The 17421-nt window shown below is 34.1% G+C and carries 18 protein-coding genes and 1 riboswitch; of the genes, 7 read left to right on the top strand and 11 right to left on the bottom strand.

What is annotated here, in order from left to right:
- Positions 1–156: 156 nt before the first annotated feature.
- On the bottom strand, positions 157–939 hold the full coding sequence (locus JOC76_RS25990; protein WP_205181715.1) for a hypothetical protein: 783 nt from the start codon (positions 937–939) through the stop codon (positions 157–159).
- Between the two features lie 845 nt (positions 940–1784).
- Here JOC76_RS25990 and JOC76_RS25985 point away from each other — a divergent pair.
- From JOC76_RS25985 to JOC76_RS25970, 4 genes are all read left to right on the top strand, one after another.
- On the top strand, positions 1785–2906 hold the full coding sequence (locus tag JOC76_RS25985) for a ParM/StbA family protein (protein ID WP_205181714.1): 1122 nt from the start codon (positions 1785–1787) through the stop codon (positions 2904–2906).
- 11 nt (positions 2907–2917) lie between these two features.
- A complete protein-coding gene (locus tag JOC76_RS25980) occupies positions 2918–3418 on the top strand; it encodes a hypothetical protein (protein WP_205181713.1) in 501 nt (166 codons plus the stop codon).
- Between the two features lie 647 nt (positions 3419–4065).
- The gene (locus JOC76_RS25975) at positions 4066–4683 is read left to right on the top strand and encodes a replication-relaxation family protein (RefSeq protein ID WP_205181712.1); all 618 of its coding nucleotides are present in this window, start codon (positions 4066–4068) and stop codon (positions 4681–4683) included.
- A 142-nt stretch (positions 4684–4825) separates the two neighbouring features.
- Positions 4826–5185 (top strand): helix-turn-helix domain-containing protein, encoded by a 360-nt coding sequence (locus tag JOC76_RS25970; RefSeq protein WP_205181711.1) that lies wholly within the window; start codon positions 4826–4828, stop codon positions 5183–5185.
- Here JOC76_RS25970 and JOC76_RS25965 read toward each other — a convergent pair.
- Entirely contained in the window at positions 5182–5607 is a 426-nt protein-coding gene (locus tag JOC76_RS25965; protein WP_205181710.1) for a hypothetical protein, read from the bottom strand. The genes JOC76_RS25970 and JOC76_RS25965 overlap by 4 nt on opposite strands.
- 9 nt (positions 5608–5616) lie before the next feature.
- Positions 5617–5715, bottom strand: a riboswitch (cyclic di-GMP riboswitch).
- Positions 5716–6147: 432 nt separating this feature from the next.
- Between JOC76_RS25965 and JOC76_RS25960 the strand changes: the two genes are divergently transcribed.
- Positions 6148–6366 carry a hypothetical protein gene (locus tag JOC76_RS25960; protein WP_205181709.1) on the top strand — a complete coding sequence of 73 codons (219 nt, stop codon included), beginning with the start codon at positions 6148–6150 and terminating at the stop codon, positions 6364–6366.
- A gap of 329 nt (positions 6367–6695) precedes the next feature.
- Here JOC76_RS25960 and JOC76_RS25955 read toward each other — a convergent pair whose 3' ends face one another.
- The 4 genes from JOC76_RS25955 to rfbA all read right to left on the bottom strand — a co-directional run bounded on the left by JOC76_RS25955 (position 6696) and on the right by rfbA (position 10285).
- On the bottom strand, positions 6696–7112 hold the full coding sequence (locus JOC76_RS25955; RefSeq protein ID WP_205181708.1) for a hypothetical protein: 417 nt from the start codon (positions 7110–7112) through the stop codon (positions 6696–6698).
- A 274-nt stretch (positions 7113–7386) separates the two neighbouring features.
- Complete coding sequence (gene rfbD / locus JOC76_RS25950; RefSeq protein ID WP_239557977.1) at positions 7387–8226, bottom strand: dTDP-4-dehydrorhamnose reductase; 840 nt, start codon at positions 8224–8226, stop codon at positions 7387–7389.
- A 51-nt stretch (positions 8227–8277) separates the two neighbouring features.
- Positions 8278–9246, bottom strand: coding sequence for a dTDP-glucose 4,6-dehydratase (gene rfbB, locus JOC76_RS25945; protein WP_205181707.1), 969 nt, complete (start codon positions 9244–9246; stop codon positions 8278–8280).
- A 166-nt stretch (positions 9247–9412) separates the two neighbouring features.
- Positions 9413–10285, bottom strand: coding sequence for a glucose-1-phosphate thymidylyltransferase RfbA (gene rfbA / locus JOC76_RS25940; protein WP_205181706.1), 873 nt, complete (start codon positions 10283–10285; stop codon positions 9413–9415).
- 233 nt (positions 10286–10518) lie between these two features.
- Here rfbA and JOC76_RS25935 point away from each other — a divergent pair, with 233 nt between their 5' ends.
- Together JOC76_RS25935 and JOC76_RS25930 are read left to right on the top strand one after the other, a co-directional pair.
- A complete protein-coding gene (locus JOC76_RS25935; protein ID WP_205181705.1) occupies positions 10519–11298 on the top strand; it encodes a glycosyltransferase family 2 protein in 780 nt (259 codons plus the stop codon).
- On the top strand, positions 11295–12698 hold the full coding sequence (locus tag JOC76_RS25930; RefSeq protein WP_205181704.1) for a CDP-glycerol glycerophosphotransferase family protein: 1404 nt from the start codon (positions 11295–11297) through the stop codon (positions 12696–12698). The genes JOC76_RS25935 and JOC76_RS25930 overlap by 4 nt, the downstream gene beginning before the upstream one ends.
- 89 nt (positions 12699–12787) lie before the next feature.
- Here the strand turns inward: JOC76_RS25930 and pseI are convergent, their stop codons facing one another.
- The 5 genes from pseI to pseC are packed head-to-tail and all read right to left on the bottom strand — an operon-like array spanning position 12788 to position 17412.
- Positions 12788–13843 carry a pseudaminic acid synthase gene (gene pseI, locus JOC76_RS25925; protein ID WP_205181703.1) on the bottom strand — a complete coding sequence of 352 codons (1056 nt, stop codon included), beginning with the start codon at positions 13841–13843 and terminating at the stop codon, positions 12788–12790.
- 33 nt (positions 13844–13876) lie between these two features.
- Entirely contained in the window at positions 13877–14389 is a 513-nt protein-coding gene (gene pseH / locus JOC76_RS25920) for a UDP-4-amino-4,6-dideoxy-N-acetyl-beta-L-altrosamine N-acetyltransferase (protein ID WP_205181702.1), read from the bottom strand.
- Between the two features lies 1 nt (position 14390).
- Positions 14391–15482: a UDP-2,4-diacetamido-2,4,6-trideoxy-beta-L-altropyranose hydrolase gene (pseG, locus tag JOC76_RS25915; protein WP_205181701.1), complete on the bottom strand. Its 1092-nt coding sequence runs from the start codon at positions 15480–15482 to the stop codon at positions 14391–14393.
- Positions 15479–16225, bottom strand: a complete 747-nt coding sequence (locus tag JOC76_RS25910) for a cytidylyltransferase domain-containing protein (protein WP_205181700.1) — start codon at positions 16223–16225, stop codon at positions 15479–15481. Before JOC76_RS25910 ends, pseG begins: the two co-directional genes overlap by 4 nt.
- Positions 16222–17412: a UDP-4-amino-4,6-dideoxy-N-acetyl-beta-L-altrosamine transaminase gene (gene pseC, locus JOC76_RS25905; protein ID WP_205181699.1), complete on the bottom strand. Its 1191-nt coding sequence runs from the start codon at positions 17410–17412 to the stop codon at positions 16222–16224. The genes JOC76_RS25910 and pseC overlap by 4 nt, the downstream gene beginning before the upstream one ends.
- Positions 17413–17421 lie beyond the last annotated feature (9 nt).

Raw genomic sequence — 17421 nt, 5'->3', positions numbered from 1 at the left:
TTTGACATAAACTTATTATTTAGTAATTGCTATTGCTTTACAAACAGTGAATTACTTGTGCTTCACCCTGTTGAGCCCTATGTTACAGTGAACCATTTATGATAAAGTAGTTCACTTTTAAACAAAATGAGCACCCTTTACTTGGATGCTCATATGTTACTCTATTCTATAGACTTCATCTAACACTCGATTCAAATTTTCCTTCTTGTATGCTCGAATAAAAATTTCTCTTTTGATGTAATCCTCCTCTTTGCGGAAAATTCCCACCCTCTTCATTCTTTCCTCTGGAGATTTTTTATTCCATTCTTGTATGGCCTCTTCTTCTAATTTCATTTCCAATCTCAAACGAGTAAGATTTTCATCTTTTCTTTTTGCTAACTCTTCTTCCTTACTAATAGATGGAGGTAGTATTTCTTTTATAAGTTCTTGAAGCTTTGCCTTTTCTTCTTCCTCATTCTTTGGTTGTGGTAAAAATTGTTGAATCGCAACATGTAATTGTTCAGCCATCATTTTATTTAATTGAATGCTGACCTTTTCTTCAAAGATACTAAACTGTTGAGCAATCATTGGTGTCACCTTTTCTAACACTCTACGCTCAATAATGGATTCATCAATGCCAAATGAGTTATCATCTTTGAAGTCAGTTGGGAATGGTCTCACTTCTAATTGTTTGGGCACCTGCTCGTAGATCACATCTAATCTAAATCGGTTGTCTCTTCTTGCGTCAGCTATAAAACAGCCTATGTTCAAGTCTATCCTGTCATAGACTTTTTCACCGGCTGCTCTATTTATGTAGTGAATTCGTTTAGTTTCAAGTGCTTTGAACCACTTATCTATTGTGTTGTAGTGGACGCTAAACTTTTCATCATTGTATTTTTTTTGCAGCGTTTCAGATATTTTTACTGCAAAATCGGTAATTTGCCACCATTCATCCTCCATGACGAATGCCTCCCCTCTCCTTCACATATAAATCATTCTTCATTAGTGATTCACTCTCTCACTATTCTAGCTTTTTTCTCTTAGTTTTTCTACATTTTTATGATCATTAGTGATTGATACCAAATATATTATATGTGCTTCTTTGGACAGCAGTGGTTCACTAATACTACTTTCTATGCACAATAGCTATTTCACTTGTGGATTATTCGTCATTAGTGATTGAATATCCATTATTAATGGTGCATTACACTTGCATCACTTGTGAAATTGATACCACTAGTGATTAGAAATCACTCTGTTCATTAGTGATTCATTACTCACTTATGAATCACTAGATTCTATCACTAGTGGTCTACTGATTACTAATCAATCCTTAATAATAATTGATGATAAATTTCAATCAAAATATAGCATTCTAGATGTATGATACCATATCAAATGACTCGATCCGGCAACGATAGTACGGTTGTTTCATCTAAGTTGTGTGCCTTTTTGACCATACCCTCTCTAAACCTTGAAATATTAACATTATGTACTTTATTCCCAATAAAAGCGCGATTTTTTCCGATGTTGGTGGTGTTGTAGTTTTTTGTTATACTTTCCACCTGTTTATGTTTAACATATTCTAAAACAACTAAAAATATATTGATAAACAATTTAAAAACTAGAGGTTTTTTATTTCAAGTTAAACAAGATATATAACAGTTCAAAATCAGATAAATTAAAAGTTCTGTCACTTAAGTTATACATTTGTAAAACATCTTTATCTACACGTTATTGATTTGTTATACATTTTATTATACAATGTTACCAAATTGGTAAATGTTGCTCTTGGAGGGATATAAATGAAAATAACCACTCGTTTTGCTAGTGTTGATATTGGAAACGATGCATTGAAAGGGATTTTCGGTGGATTTGATGAAAGGTTATACATACCTAATGTAGTGGCCAAAGAAGAAGAAGATCGTAAAATTATAGAATTAGAGAAAGATATATTGAACGGCTTACATGTAAAAATTTCTTCACCATCTTTATCAAATGAGACGGGCATTTATGTCGTTGGTAATCTCGCAACTGGCTATGATCACAATGATCGTATGGGAATCCGCTCTATCAAGGCTGAGAGTGATCAATCACTTGTCGTGCTATTAACAGCACTGGCAATCGACGCTGTAAAACATTTTCCTTCCTTCAACGGTGTATTTGAAGCAAATTTTCTTTTAAGCACAGGGCTACCGCTTGATGAAGTGAAGGACAAAAAGAAAAAAGTACTTAAACAACGCTTAATGAACAAAGAGCATGTAGTAACATTCTTACAGACACCTAAGCTACAAGGGAAATCCGTAAAAATTACATTTTCAGATGTTTTAGTTAACGGGGAAGGGTATGCAGCATTTTTAGACCTAACAACTGATAATTCCTTACAAGCTCGGAATGAATATTTAAAAAACAAATGCATTATGATTAATGACATTGGTGGTGTCTCTACTGACACAGCCGTATTTAAAGCTGATGGAGAAATTCATAACAAAGCTAGCCAAGGAATCGACGAGGGTACATTAAAATACCTACAAGAAATCCTAGAATCTATTGATAAGACACATAAAGTGAAATTACCAAGCTTGCAGCATGTTTTAGATGTAATCAAAAATGACAAAATGGTATTAGTAAAAGGACAAAAAGTTTCTGCTGAAAAAGAAATTATTCCAACCTTAGAAAAAGCAGCGAAGGTTCAATTTAAACATATTGAAAATACGTGGGAAGCTGCCCCTGAGCTTGAAAAGGCCTTTTTAATCGGTGGAGGTTCTGCACTTTTAAAAGAATATATCCTGGAACTAAATAAAGAAATTAATTATCCTTTAGAATTTATTGATCCAGATGAATCGGTATGGATGATCTCCCGTGCATACTGGAAAGCACTACAACTTTATGCCAAACATAAAAATCTTGAAATTGTATCTGTTTAAAGGTGATTTTTATGAAAAAAGCAACGAAATACGAAGGAGGGTCATTATTTACGATCCGCTTTCCAAACACTACACCAGATATTGTGCTGGATACGCTAAATGAACTAAAAGAAGAGCACGGTAGAGAATTTACTTCCAAAATCATTGACCTCTGGAACAATTTGTTTTCAGAAGGAAAACAGCTAAATGATAATCATTTTTTACACTTACAACTACCTGTTATTTTAACGGAAGAGCAACGCAAAACGCTGGCAAGCAAAGAATTTCAGGATATGATGTCTAGTTTAGCTTATTTTTTATTAACAAAGACAATAACTCCTGCTTTGCAAAATGCACCAATTTATTTTGGAAGTGCTCCAATAAATGCAGCAACTGTTGTTCCTGTTTCTACAGTTGGGCAACAACCAATAACGGAAGAGAAATCAGAAATAAAAGAAACAATAAATCAAGAAGTATCACAAGAAGCCCTCAGTTTTGCTTCAAAATACTTATTTGACGATGATGACGATTGACAGTCTCTTTATTAAGTCATAGGTTGCCTTAAGGCAACGATTACACCTTAAGGCGTTTTATAGCAGATACGTCTCTTAGATTCGTATTATACAAAACCATCTCAACATTTAGAGATGGTTTTTTTTTCAATGGCCAGATTGTTGAGGAACGTTTTTAAGATAATTGATTTCTATGTTAAAACATCATGGAAATTGTGAAGGCAGGTTAGTTAAAGTGAGAAGTGACTCATGCCCATTTGATTATAATAAGCGATGCAAAAAAAAGCTGCTTTCGATAGCAACCTCATTAAGGAGAGAGGGGAGTGGCACCCGAAGGGCCAAGAGAGAGAGGAAGGTGAAAACAACAACAGCAGCCGAACAAGTTGTTAGAAAATCGCAAAAGTGGAGAAAATCATGAAAGAATAATTACAGCTTTGTTATCCAAAAGAATACAGAGTTTTCTGAGGGCTGAAAAAGGGAGGAATTTATAGTTACAAACAAAATCTTTATTATTTTTATATCGTTATTCATATTAGTCAAACGCGAAAAAACAAATGTAGGTACTACATTTGTAACGGACTGTATATAACTTTATATATAGTTTATTTCAAATCCCAATTTTATTATAAACGGCGATTGTTAGTAAGAAAAGGAGGAGGAAATTTATTATGCTAAAACAGAGGGATAGGGATATCATCCAGGCATTACACCTTTTTCGTTGCCTATCAAGAGATCAACTTTCAACTTTATTTTTTAGTACCCTCAAAAATCCCATTACTTCAACTAATTTTGTACTAAAGAGAATGAGGCGAGAAGGGCATATAATTGCTAATGAAAGTAATACACCCTATATTTATTTCCCAAATCCACCTATAATAAAAGTAACTTCTCAGAAAGTGAAACATTACCTGGCGATTGCCGATTTCTATATTTCCGTCTGTCGTTATTTAAAACCGTCCGTCTTTCGAGTTGAACCACGATTCGGAACAGATTTTATGCAGCCAGATATTTTTATGATTTTGAATAATACTCCTGTTTTTGTAGAGATTCAGAACTCCGTCTATTCAGCAAGAGTGATGGCTGAAAAATTTAATCGATATCTATATTATTATCAATCTAAAGAATGGATAAAAGAGGAATGGTATTTAAATCAGGAGCCTCATTTCCCCTTTATTTGGATCGTATCTAAAAAAATCAATTACCCATTATCATTTGAAAATTTAAATATCATTCAGACACGAAATGTTGAATCGTTTTTAGATAAATATTTAGTCACATATTTATAATATTCCTATTTTTGGTCAATAATACCAATTTAAAACAAAAATTAGTTTTATTTTTCTATTTTTACCAATTTTTAAATTGCTTTTGTTTTTTACTTAAGTTATTCATATACTGTTTTTGTATTACATCTATGGAGTGAAATAAATGATTAATGTGAGAAAGGTAAAGGAACTTCGAAAAAAAAAGGGTGATACTCTAAAGGAGTTAGCTCAAAAGATTAATTATGATTTTAGTAATTTATCCAAAATTGAACGTGGAATACTCCAACCATCTTTGCCTTTAATACGAAAAATTGCAGATGTCTATGATGTAAATCTAAATTACTTTTTGGACTTATATTCAAAGGAAGAAGAAGAATTTTTGAATTATTTGGATTTAAATTCAACTAATATTCTTGAAGACTATCGTCTTTATCTTGATGACATTGAATTAACTGAACAAGAACTGGAACTTGCAATAGAAATTATTCGGAAGTTACGAATATCAATCAACAAAAAAAATTAATTAGGGAAAGTATATAATTTCTTAGTATAAGAAAAATTTTTTCCGTCTAATGATACACAATGTCCTTCTAGTCTATCCGTTCTTCCATTTTTTTGTATAGCTTTTAGACTATAAACAACAATAATCTCCCAATCGATTAAAAACTCAAAATTAGTTATTTCTTTACCATTCCAAGCAATCTCATATATTGATAACATTTTCTCTTTGATCTCTTTCCTTATAGGAAAATCAAAAAGAGTTATGCCATCTACAAAATTACAATTCAAAGAAAATTTTTTAAAAGATTCAATGATATTTTGATTTATGTTTATATGTACAAATAAATTATTAACCTTTTTAACTTCAAATGTTTGCATTCCATGTACTTTTTCATAATCTGTTATAAGTTTGCTTAAAAGTCTGGTTAAATCAATTTTTTCCATAAATACTCCTTTGGCGGCCCGACTACCGTAGAACTGGATATATACAGCCCATTCCTTAGGCTCGCGGCTTTGCGTCACTATCTTTCAATAGTTTTGCCTTTTTCACTTAGTATGCGATTCAATCGATTGTTTTCACATAATTATTTATACCATTTTTTTATTAATTCTCCAACATTTACCTTTGATTAATTCCAATGAATAAATAAATCAAATTTGGATGAATTTAATTCGAAATGCCTGGGGAAACGCTCAGATGGAGAAAATATGGTAGTAAATAAAATAACGGAAAATAAAAAATCCGGATAGGAAAATCACTGAGACAAGGTGTTTGATAACTCAAGAATGAGCCTTTTTTGCAAGTCTTATTTTTCCAGTAGACGCTTTGTTATCGATTATTATGAATTTAGTCTAAATAGTTGTTTAGTAGCGATTATAAAACGAATAAAAATACTCTAACAAACTACTGTACAACAATAATTTAATAATTATATGCAAGATATCGAATTAAACATGAATGTACGTCTGTAAGGGGGATAAAAAATGGACAAAATCTGTTGTTTATCTTATCTTTTATACCAAATTGATAATGATGAAGTTAAAGATATCGCCATTCAATTATTAAATGGTGATTTATCCTTTAGAGACATTAAAAAATTTAAAAATTTAAAAACACATATCACTGCAGCGGAAGTAAAAGTAAAAAAGGTTGATACTCACAAAGTAGCTCAATTCGTAGAGAAATTTATGATAATGGCTTAGTGAATTATGGTCATTGATACTTTTCTTATTCTATTTCACTATATTCACATTACTCAAGAAATTCATAGTAGATCTAGTAAATTCATGGACTATACTTAAATCCAATTATTAGCTCAATATCCTTGATTTTAACTTAGAAAATGATAAAAAGATTTTAATGGATATTGCCGTGAAGATTCTATATTAGCTACTAAAGAGTTATTTAAGAATTCTCGACATATGATTTCCGATTCTTAATTTTCTTCTTAATTGCTTTTATAGGATCTTTAATTTTAATAAGTGGATTGGTCTAGCTTTTTTCGTCATATTTGATTGTGCAACAAATCCAATTAAGCCTTTTTGTAATTTTTGATGATTGAATTAATAATAATTAAAGCATGTTTAGCAGAAATAGTTTTATCTTTATGGAGTTGGATAATATTTTCTATTTTTTCAATTGGTTGTTCTGTCTGAAAATGGATGCTTGATGTAGTTTTATACTCAGGCGTTTGCTTTTCTACATAAGAATTCGATATTTTTAATTCCTCTTTTATTTTAATTCCTAATAATACGATATCTGTTGTATTAAGAAAGTATCTTTGGTTTACCTTTTTAAAAGGTATTTCACTACGGTTCATCAATCTTATAATGCGACGATACATTTTATCAAGATTATTATCAATATTTGGATTTATATCTAAAAAATTTAATACAAACAATGCTGAATCCTTCAAACTAAGGTAACTGTTTGAATCGGTATTTCCCATCGACTGTCTCTTCCTCCTATACTCATTATACTTATAAGATATGCACTCGTTTTATTTTATGAAACAAAATGGAGGTTTTTGTTAAATTTATCGAATAAGGGTTAAAGATTTCGGTTTAATTGCTGTGTTACGACAGGCATATTAGTATATCAAGGTACGGCTGCTTGCGCAGGGGGACCCCTGAAAGGACTCTTAAAAATCCAGCTTTAGCATGTGAAAAATTACAACAAGGAGACCTCACCTGCTGTGATATTTGGATTAAAACTAAACCTTTTTAAGATTTACTGATCTTTAACAAAAACCGACTTAATGCATCCTTCCAATGAGGCATTTCATTAAAATTATTAATTCTTAGTCCCATATGATCCATAACGGAATACTTGGGACGTTTTGCAGAACGGGGAAATTCCTCTGTCAAGCAAGCTTCTAGTTTAATTAGATTGTTAGATTGATAAAAAATCTCCTTCGCAAACTCATACCAAGAGCAATACCCGGTATTTGACACATGGTAAATCCCATATTTTTCAGATTCCATTAGCTCCACAATACATTTTGAGAGGTCCACAGTATAAGTTGGGCACCCCACCTGATCTTTAACAACCGATAAATGTTCCTTCTCTTTAGAGAGCTTAAGCATTGTTTTTACGAAATTGTTCCCTTTTACTCCAAAAACCCATGAGGTTCTCACAATGAAGAATTTCGAATGGAAGTCGCGCACAAAATTTTCCCCGGCCAACTTAGAATATCCATAAATATTCAGTGGAGATACAGGTGAAAATTCATGATATGAGGAAGTGGAAGAACCATCAAAAACGTAATCTGTACTAATATAAACTATTTTCGCCTTAATTAATTCTGCTGCTAAAACAATATTACGCGTCCCTATTCCATTTATCAGAAAAGCAAGATCCCTCTCCGATTCCGCTTTATCGACATTAGTATAAGCAGCACAATGAATGATTATATTTGGTTTAATTTGAGTGACTTTTTTATATACTTCATTCTCATTTGTAATGTCTAATTCGGATTTTCCCAATGCAAAAACTTGATATCCTAATGATTCTAAGTATAGTACCAAATCTGTCCCAAGTTGTCCGTTTGCTCCTGTAACCAAAACCTTAGTAATGACCTCTCACCTCTCAATAGGATATTATCTTTCAAACCATCAATTTGATATTAATCTCTTCCACCATCCCTGGTGTGATTGATACCATAGTATAGTTTCAGCTAAACCCTCATCAAATGAATAAGACGGTTTCCAGCCTAATTCATTCTGAATTTTACTTGAGTCAATCGCATATCTATAATCATGACCTAAACGATCAGGTACAAATGTTATAAGGTTCCTAGAAACACCTAGGGTATTAACAATAGTTTCAACAATTTCTAAATTAGTCCGTTCATTATGGCCGCCAATATTGTAGACTTCACCAGGTTGTCCTTTTTGAATAACTAAATCAATTGCAGAACAATGGTCTCGTACGTGAAGCCAATCTCGAATATTTTTCCCATCACCATAAATGGGTAAGTTCTTATTATTCAATGCGTTAATAATCATGAGTGGTATGAGCTTTTCAGGGAATTGAAATGGTCCATAATTATTCGAACATCTTGTGATGTTAACATTTAATCCATAAGTTTGATGATATGATTTCACTAAGAAATCAGCACTCGCTTTGCTGCTCGAATAGGGACTATTTGGGGATAGTGGAGTCTCTTCTGAAAAAAAGCCAGTTGTTCCTAATGAACCATAAACTTCGTCGGTGGAAATTTGAATAAAACGAATATTATGATTTTTAGCTACATTTAAAAGACTTTGCGTTCCAACAATATTTGTTTTGACGAACTCATAAGAATTAGCAATACTTCGGTCTACATGAGATTCAGCAGCAAAATTAACTATTAAATCCACCTCTTGTGTCTTTACTACATAGTCGACTAATTCCTCGTTAATGATATCACCTTTAATAAAGGTATAGCGTTTAGAAAATGGAACATCCGATATGTTATCTAGATTACCAGCGTAAGTTAGTTTGTCATAATTAACAATAAAAGCATCGGGATATTTTTCCAGAAAATAATGAATAAAGTTACTTCCAATAAATCCTGCTCCTCCTGTAACAAGTACTTTCATTTAACTCTTAACTCCTTCTTAAAAAAGATTCAGACCTATCTGGAAAAGGATGAGTTTCTTGGACAAAACTATAGTTCACTCTATATTGTAACTTCATAAATTTGTTCCTATGGTCAAGTAGGTACGAGGATCCAGCCACCTTAAAGCTAATTATATCTCATACCCTCTATTTTTTGATCATGGCAACTTCGATTAAGTACTTGCCGTACTCATTTTTCAATAAAGGTTTGGCTAAATTATATAGTCTATCTTTTGAAATATAACCTTTTTGAAAGGCTATTTCTTCAATGCAACCAATCTTAATGTTTTGAGTTTCCTCAATGGTCTTTATAAATTGTGAGGCATTAAATAATGAATGGTGTGTACCAGTGTCAATCCAAGCGTTACTAGGACCTATTAATTTTATTGATAACTCCCCCAATTCTAAATAAGCCTTATTAACGTCAGTTATTTCTAGTTCACCTCTTGCAGATGGCTGTAATTTTTTTACGATGTCAATCACGCGGTTATCATAAAAATAGAGGCCGGTCACTGCATAATTTGTTTTTGGTTGAATTGGTTTTTCCTCGATGGAGGTAACTTTTCCATCGGCTGAAAAGTCAACGACTCCGAATCTTTCCGGATCGGAAACAAAATATCCAAATATAGTTGCACCACTTTTGTTTTTTACAGCATCGTCCAATAAACATTGGAACTCAAATCCATAAAAAATATTATCACCTAAAATTAAGCAGACATTATCATTGCCAATGAACTTTTCTCCAATGATAAAAGCTGAGGCTATTCCGTCTGGTGATGCTTGTACCTCATATTTTATTGAAATGCCGAAGTTTGATCCATCTCCAAGCAATTCATTGAAACGTGGAGTATCCTGCGCAGTAGATATTATAAGGATTTCCTTTATTCCGGCAAGCATAAGTGTTGAAAGTGGATAATAAATCATTGGTTTATCATAAATGGGTAATAATTGTTTTGATATCGACCTTGTTAAAGGATATAATCTTGTCCCACTTCCTCCTGCTAAAATAATTCCTTTCATGAATTGCCTCCTTTTGCTCATAACCAAAATAAGTACGACTCTTAAATATTCTATGTACATGAAATAAAAAGGGTACTACTTTGAGAAAGATAGACTTTCTGCTGAAAATTAAAAATTCGATTATGACCTATTTTTAATTAAACTGATTGAAGTTGTACCAAAATTCCCTTTAATCTCATAAAGTATAAAGAATGTAAGTATGGTTATTTTTAAATAAGAAACGAGGTAGATAAATGCCGAAAGTATCGATTATTCTCACCAGCTATAATAAACATGAGTATGTCGGGAAAACCATTCAATCCATCTTAAGCCAAACTCTTAAAGACTTTGAATTATTTATCATGGATGATAATTCAAATGAAAAAACATTAAACTCTATTGAACCATTTTTAACGGATGAGAGAGTAAAATTTTTCAAGAGTGAGATTCAAACTGTTGATGAAAGAGTGGCAAAAACAAGGTATGCCGTTTTAATTAATCAGGCATTAGAATTCGCCACAGGAGACTATATTGCATATGCAACGGATGATAATGTTTATCATAAGAATAAATTAGAGAAAATGGTGGATTATCTAGAAAACCACCCAAAAGTTATGGTTGTATACTCAGCGTCACAAACCAATTATTTAAATGAGAATGGGGAAATCACAAAATCGATTGTAAGACCTGCAAAAGTGGTTCAATGGTTGGCCCCTTGTGTTACCGATCATTGTTCAATTATACACAGAAGAGAATTGCTGCCTATTATAACCGAAACATTTGGCTCCAATTGGGACGAAGACCCCCAATTTTATCGACTTGGGGATGCCCGATTTTTCTGGAGACTCAATCATTTTTGGCCGTTCTATCCAATACCGGAAATACTAGATTATAACTCTATTACGCCTAAGTCTATTCATGCTCAGATCTTTAGCTCAAATCCCAATGAATTTGCTGAGAAATTACCACTGCAAAGAACATGTAAGGAATTAAGAGATTCCTTAAGGGCATTAAAACGGGGACAAATTGGATGAATACTTACTTGAAAAATTACTGGGGGATCTATCGCGAGTTTGTTGAACGTTTCAAAAACTTTACCTATAAAGGGATTCCTATTCCCTTACTAACAAATTTTTATCAGCAAATTGACCAAGAACTGAAAACGAAAATGGAAAAAGACGATTTTCCTATCAGTGGAAAATACCCTGATTTGAAACAAGAGATGCTGCAACCCTATTTTGATAAATGGATACCCGATAGTATACTTCCTTCGAAGACCATAAAAACGGACGGGAGGATTCTGATAAATTATGATTATACCCGGATTCCGGAGCGTAGTTATCAACAATGGTTTGATCAAGGAAAAACCCTCATTCTTTCCCGTTCTAAAAAAACACATCTTCACGGAATTCCAACTGAGAGGCTGGATAACTATGAAGAATCAACAGAAGAAATTTCTAATGATCTCGTGAAAAAAGCAAAATCGTTATTTGGAAAATTAGAGCATCATCCCGCCTTTAGTAATGATTTTTTTCAACAGACGTTTCTCAAACGGATTCCTTCAATTATTAAAACACTTAATGCTGCTTTTAATCTATTTGAGAAACTCACCATATCCGCGATTATTGTTGGAACAACAGAAGATATGGTAAGCAGATCGCTCGCTATTGTTGGTTCCATGCATGGCATAAAAAGTATATGTCTTCAGCACGGGATTTTAATGGGAGAAGAGGCATTTATGCCTGTTTTTACACGTTCTGTTGCCGCATATGGTGAATACGAGAAAAATTGGTATACACAAAGAGGAGTCACAATAGAGCGGATAGCGGAGATTGGCCATCCTAAATATGATGAAATTTTTTACAAAAAAACGATTAACCATCAAGAATTTTTAAGAAAATTAAACCTCGATTCAACCAAAACTCAGTTATTAGTCATAACAGGTCCTAGTATAGATGATGCTAAATTTACAAAGTTAATGACGAATCTAATCGGTAATACTCAATTTCAATTCATTATTAAGCCCCATCCTTGGGAAATTGCCAAGGGTAAGTATAAGCTATATCAAACTTTTGAAAAAAAGTACCAATCAGTAAAAGTACTAACATCAAAAGAGAACTGCTTATATGAACTACTTCCTCATATTGATGGTGTCATTTCTACTTTATCTACTGTTGTACTTGAAAGTATTTTATTTAACAAGCCAGTTTTCGTCTACGACTTTCTAAACAGTAATCGGCCGTATGACTATTTTGATAGTTTAGGTGAACATAAACAAAAAGATCCCGATCAATTATACAGTGTCGTCAATAATTACTTTACTTCACCACAGCATAAGGAAGCTTATCTTGAAATAAGGAATCAATATATAAAAGGACTTTATATTGATGGATTTTCGGCAAGTAGATTAATAGATAAAATTAACGATAAATAGACCAAGCGGAAGTGGTAATTTTGATTACTTATATTTTTCATAAAATAAGGACATGTACCAAATGGCAGGTCCTTATTTTATTTGCATTTTTATTCTTCTAATAGTGAAAAATCGGTTGGAGTTCCAGCCTTTATTTCTTTTGCTGCCGTTTTTCCGATTAACTGGTCGTAGTATTTTGGGGCCAAACCAAACCCGGGACGAATAACTCTAAGATTGTCTGTCGTAAGAATGTCCCCGGGTTTTATGTCTTTTACCACATAGATTGACCTTCGGAATTTCAACGATTTTTTTTCTTCCGAAGTTGTTCCGTAGCTTACATGACCTAATGATCGCCAGACACGTTCTGCTTCGATAACCAATGATTTCATTTCATCAGGTTCCATCGAAAAGGCGGAATCCACTCCTTTTTCAGCTCTAGAGATGGTAAAATGTTTTTCAATTATGGTTGCACCTAAAGCAATGCTGCCCACAGCAACACCAATCCCCATCGTATGGTCGGACAAACCTACTTGACATCCAAAACGGTCCCTCATATCGGGAATTGTAGTGATATTGGTATTTTCGGGTGAAGCAGGGTAGGTACTCGTACATTTTAAGAGAATTAAATCTTTACATCCGAATGCCCTGGCGGTTTGGACAGTTTCTTCTAATTCCTCGATTGTGGCCATTCCAGTTGAGATAATTAGAGGTTTCCCTGTGGCTGCAACCTTTTTAATTAAGGGGAGATCATTGTTTTCAAATGAAGCAATTTTATACATAGGTACGTTTAATTCCTCTAAAAAGTCTACGGCTGTATGATCAAATGGAGTGCTAAATGGGATCATTCCTAGTTCCTTTGCTTTGTTGAATATGGGTTTATGCCACTCCCATGGAGTATATGCTTGCTGATAGAGTTTATAAAGATTATTTCCTTTCCATAAACTTGATTGGTCATTGATTTGAAAATCTTTTGTATCTAGATTAATGGTCATTGTATCAGCCGTATAGGTTTGTATTTTCAAGGCATGTGCACCAGCTTCCGCAGCAGCCTCGACGATTTGTAAAGCACGTTCCAAGGATTGATTATGATTTCCAGACATTTCTGCAATAATAAAAGGAGGATGATTAGGTCCAACCATTCTTCCTCCCAGATTCATTTCCATCATTAATTACACCCTTTCAAGTGAATTAAATTTAAATTATGATCTATGAAACTCCCAGATTTCTTTATCTAAGATGAACCTATTAATCGTAATAAACTGACCATTTCGGTAAATACTGTTTTTATAACGTAAATCTTGTTTAAAGCCTAGTTTTCGATGAAACGCCTCACTTTTTTTATTAGTAGATAGTACTTCCCCGATAATTCTTTTCGCATTTAAACTTTCAAAAGCATAATCTAACGCTAAACTTCCCATGATTGAACCAGCGCCCTTAGGTGCATCCAGTTCGCCGATATAAAATCCCCAGAAATAATCTAGATGTTGCGAATCACTCTTTTTAAATGAAACAAGACCCAATGGTTGTGTATGTTTCACAAATACGCGGTAGTGCTCGGCATGATTCGTAAGGGTATTAGCGAACCATTGACAGTGATCTTCATAAGGGATTATTTTATCATTAAACATATTAGAACGAATAAACTTCAAATTTCTCCATTTAAAGATTAAATCCTTGTCTTCCTCGGTTAATGACCTTAATTCATAGTCCATACTATTCACCTAAATTCAGAATGTTCTTTATCATTTGTTTGTGATGATCCAAATTACCTTTCATCAATATAAAACCCGCACTGGACATATTTGTACGTTCTTGTTCATTTTCAATCATCTCGTTGAGCTTCTCTATTACATTTTCTTGTTTAACTAAATCGCAATCCCCTAGGTATTTTATGACGTTTTTTCTTCCAAGGTCCTTACAAATTTCTTTCTGATTTTCCGCAATGCTCCATACAATTGTTGGTAAACCAAGATAACATCGTTCCCATGTGGCCGAACCTCCAGCACCAATCGATAGATCTGCCAGATGCATGATTCTGGCCATATTATTTATTTGCACATGAAAGTTCAGATTAGGATATTGATTGCAAAGTTCTTTCAACTTGATTTTATGTGTGTTTGATCGGCCAACAACTACATCGACTTGGATCTCTTCCCGCCCTAATTCTAAAAAGGCAGCAAGTGCTTTTCCCGTTTCATTTGTAGGGTCCACACCGCCAAAAAAAATGAAAATTCTTTTAACAGGACCTGTTCGGAGCCTCGAGTGGAGTCCTTGCTCGTAAAATTCAGGTCTCAACAACACATAGTTAGGACCAAGGAATGTGTTGCAATGTGTGGGTACGAGTAAATTATATTTATTAGGATTATCCAGAACAGTTGGGTCACATAAAAGGTCGCAATCGTGTTTCCGGTCTGCTAAATCATCGATAACCATGATTCGACGGACGATACCCCTAAGAATGTGTTCCCATTCATAGTGAATAGCATAATGATCAATAATCAGTAAATCCACAGAGCATCTTTGTAGTAATTGTTTGCACTGAATTGCATCCTCTTCTAATGGAGCACCTAGCCAATGGGAATGTGGAGTCAATAATGGTATTTGGGTATTCCGTAAAGGAGCAGGAAGTTTTAATACCTTGAACCCCTTCTCTTCGATTAAATCGCATAAATGCCCGACATGTTCCCTGCAGATAAACGTTGCAGTGACACCATGTTCGCGTAATTTTTCTGCAAGTGTTAAGCATCTCATTACATGTCCTGATCCTATTTCGTTAGAAGCATCCACACGAAACACTACATTCATATCAAATCATCTACTTTCTTTTGTTCGATATGGGCATTTATTAACGCCCACTCCGGTTTTTCCCGTAATAAACTAGATATCTCTTCAAGTTTGGCTGATTCAACCTGCTTATCATGTAGATAATGGATCACATTTTTAATTAATTGAAAGTCTTCCTCTGTATCAACAGTCAACCGATAATGACTTAAATCAATTGTATTCTTCACATTGCCTAGGCTAAATTTTTCTGGATGAAGGTAAAAATACGGTGTCACATGTTCACGATCGCTTGGACTTATTGCTTTCTCATGGGCCTCATCTAAGGCATTCATTGAAAACACCTCTACGTCAAAACCCCGTGGAAAGGTTCTTTCAATCGTATTTGAAATGTAATCATATTGGTTCCTCTTTGATAAGAATATGGCAATGAGTGTATCCATTATGGCAGGATCCATCAATGGACAATCTGATGTTAGACGGACCACAACTGTTGCTTCATACTTCTTTGCAGCTTCCCAGTATCTGGACAAAACGTCTAGTTCGGAACCACGGAAATAGGCAACAGAAAGCCTATTACATAAATCGATAATAGGCTGTTCTAAATCATTTTTCGAAGTGGCTATCACCAGTTCCTGAATAAACTTTGACCTTCTTACTCTATCAATTTGATATTCAAGCAATGGTTTACCTAAGACCTCTTTCATGATCTTTCCAGGTAGTCTCTTAGATCCCATTCTTGCTTGAATAATGCATACCACTTTCAAAGAATCACCTCCTTAAATTTTCTGTATTGGTTAAGCACTTTTTCTACCGCATCAATAACGTCTCTAACATCCTTTTCATTCATTGCAGGGAAAAGCGGCAGCGTAATAAATTCTTCATACAGCTTTTCAGCCTTTGGACACAGGCCTGGTGTGTATCCGAGCCCTCGATAATAGGGTAATAAATAAACAGGAATATAATGTACGTTTACTCCGATATTTTCTTTGAGTAAAGCATTAAAAATATCTTCCCTAGTTCCCGTTAATTGATCCAAGTTTAGTCGTAAAATGTATAAATGCCAGCTTGAACTGTTATTAGGATCTTGATAAGGAATTTTAACTATAGAGTTATTCTTGAAGGCTTCATTATACATAGAACTGTATTTCCTTCTTAGCTCTAAAAAACGATTTATTTTATTCAATTGACTAATGCCCAGTGCTGCTTGAATATCTGTTAAACGGTAGTTAAAACCTAGGAACTGCATTTCGTAATACCAGGGTCCTTGTTTTTCCGTTAGTTTACTAGGTTCTCTTGTAATACCGTGTGAACGAAATTGCAAGAGCTTTTCATAGTAATCTTTGTTATTGGTGGTAACCATTCCTCCCTCACCCGATGTAATATGCTTGACTGGATGAAAGCTGAACATGGTCATGTCGCTAAACGATCCCACCTTATTGCCCTTATAGCTGGCACCAAGTGCATGGGCGGCATCCTCAATTACCACAAGATCATATTTTTTGGCAATTGCAGTGATTTCGTCCCAGCTAGCTGGTTGACCCGTAAAATCAACAGGGATGATCGCTTTCGTTTTATTCGTAATCTTTTTTTCAATTTCTTTAGGATCTATGTTATAGGTTTCTTCGTCAACATCTGCAAATACGGGCTTACCACCTTGATATAAGACACAGTTTGCACTTGCCGCAAACGTAAGAGGGCTGGTTATGACTTCATCTCCTTCAATGATCCCGGCTGCAAAGCATGCACCATGCAATGCAGATGTACCATTGGCAAAACTCACGGCATATTTTGCTCCTGCATAATCGGCTATAGCTTGTTCAAATTGAGATATGAAGGGGCCTGTTGTTAGATAATCTCCTTTTAAAACCCTTGTGACCGCCTCAATATCATCGTCATCAATCCACTGGCGTCCGTATGGAAGAAAAGTATCCCGAATAGGTTTATGTTCCACCCATAGTCC

It is taken from the genome of Neobacillus cucumis, from assembly GCF_016908975.1.
GTDB classification, from domain to species: Bacteria; Bacillota; Bacilli; order Bacillales; family Cytobacillaceae; genus Neobacillus; species Neobacillus cucumis.
Note: the sequence above shows the minus strand (reverse complement) of the source record. Positions and strands in the feature narration are given on the sequence as shown.

What these genes read in the sequence shown, in the direction of transcription:
- JOC76_RS25990 (WP_205181715.1), bottom strand. Translation starts at nt 939, where the DNA reads ATGGAGGATGAATGGTGGCAAATTACCGATTTTGCAGTAAAAATATCT.
- pseH (WP_205181702.1), bottom strand. Translation starts at nt 14,389, where the DNA reads ATGGACTATGAATTAAGGTCATTAACCGAGGAAGACAAGGATTTAATC.
- JOC76_RS25980 (WP_205181713.1), top strand. Translation starts at nt 2,918, where the DNA reads ATGAAAAAAGCAACGAAATACGAAGGAGGGTCATTATTTACGATCCGC.
- JOC76_RS25935 (WP_205181705.1), top strand. Translation starts at nt 10,519, where the DNA reads ATGCCGAAAGTATCGATTATTCTCACCAGCTATAATAAACATGAGTAT.
- pseI (WP_205181703.1), bottom strand. Translation starts at nt 13,843, where the DNA reads ATGATGGAAATGAATCTGGGAGGAAGAATGGTTGGACCTAATCATCCT.
- JOC76_RS25965 (WP_205181710.1), bottom strand. Translation starts at nt 5,607, where the DNA reads ATGGAAAAAATTGATTTAACCAGACTTTTAAGCAAACTTATAACAGAT.
- JOC76_RS25960 (WP_205181709.1), top strand. Translation starts at nt 6,148, where the DNA reads ATGGACAAAATCTGTTGTTTATCTTATCTTTTATACCAAATTGATAAT.
- pseG (WP_205181701.1), bottom strand. Translation starts at nt 15,482, where the DNA reads ATGAATGTAGTGTTTCGTGTGGATGCTTCTAACGAAATAGGATCAGGA.
- rfbB (WP_205181707.1), bottom strand. Translation starts at nt 9,246, where the DNA reads ATGAAAGTACTTGTTACAGGAGGAGCAGGATTTATTGGAAGTAACTTT.
- JOC76_RS25930 (WP_205181704.1), top strand. Translation starts at nt 11,295, where the DNA reads ATGAATACTTACTTGAAAAATTACTGGGGGATCTATCGCGAGTTTGTT.
- JOC76_RS25955 (WP_205181708.1), bottom strand. Translation starts at nt 7,112, where the DNA reads ATGGGAAATACCGATTCAAACAGTTACCTTAGTTTGAAGGATTCAGCA.
- rfbA (WP_205181706.1), bottom strand. Translation starts at nt 10,285, where the DNA reads ATGAAAGGAATTATTTTAGCAGGAGGAAGTGGGACAAGATTATATCCT.
- JOC76_RS25985 (WP_205181714.1), top strand. Translation starts at nt 1,785, where the DNA reads ATGAAAATAACCACTCGTTTTGCTAGTGTTGATATTGGAAACGATGCA.
- JOC76_RS25975 (WP_205181712.1), top strand. Translation starts at nt 4,066, where the DNA reads ATGCTAAAACAGAGGGATAGGGATATCATCCAGGCATTACACCTTTTT.
- JOC76_RS25970 (WP_205181711.1), top strand. Translation starts at nt 4,826, where the DNA reads ATGATTAATGTGAGAAAGGTAAAGGAACTTCGAAAAAAAAAGGGTGAT.